Source organism: Vibrio sp. 970 (assembly GCF_033339075.1).
The window spans coordinates 1-691 of the sequence record NZ_JAWOTW010000333.1 but is presented as its reverse complement, the minus strand read 5'-3'; the positions used below and the strand labels follow the sequence as shown (position 1 = coordinate 691).

The window sequence follows — 691 nt, the reverse complement described above, 5'->3', positions numbered from 1 at the left end:
AGAGACTAAGTTATCTATCGTCATACCGTATTTACGGCTCAACCAACCAAAACCACCACCTAAAGTAAGACCAGCAATACCAGTGGTAGAGTTAATTCCTACCGGGGTCGCTAACCCGTGTTTTTGAGTGGCTTCGTCTAAGTCGCCTAAGGTACAGCCCGGCTCAACAAACGCTCTCTTGGCATTTTCATCAACTCGGACTTGGGTAAGGAGCGACAGGTCGATCATGACCCCATTATCACAGACAGCGTTGCCCGCAATATTGTGTCCCCCACCTCGTACAGAAAGTAGCTGACCATTGTCTCGCGCAAAGTTAACCGCCATCACAACGTCATCTGTCGACTTACAGCGAGCAATCAAACTCGGCTTGCGATCAATCATGCCATTCCAGATTTGGCGAACTTCATCGTAATTAGAATCGGTAGGTAAAACGACGTCACCTTGAAAGTGACTTTTGAAATGTTCAATGGTTGTGTTTTCTAAACTCTTCATATTAGTTGCCTCTCACGTTTTACATGAGCGCTTGTAAAAAGTGATGCAACTACGAGCTTGTACAAGCTTCCTCACTGTTAAACGTGACGTTTTAGTAGTCATTTTCTAGTAAACAACACACGCATCAACACAAACCGCATTCGAGCGTCATCATTCACTTCCGGCACAAGCTTGGAAACCCAAAGTGCAGAATCGGCAA

General features: G+C 45.4%; 1 protein-coding gene. It reads right to left on the bottom strand.

The annotated features are described in order from the left end of the window. Positions 1-492, bottom strand: a 492-nt coding sequence (locus tag R7Q11_RS26490; RefSeq protein ID WP_225467035.1) for an FAD-binding oxidoreductase, incomplete at its 3' end; no start/stop codon positions are given. Positions 493-691: the final 199 nt, after the last annotated feature.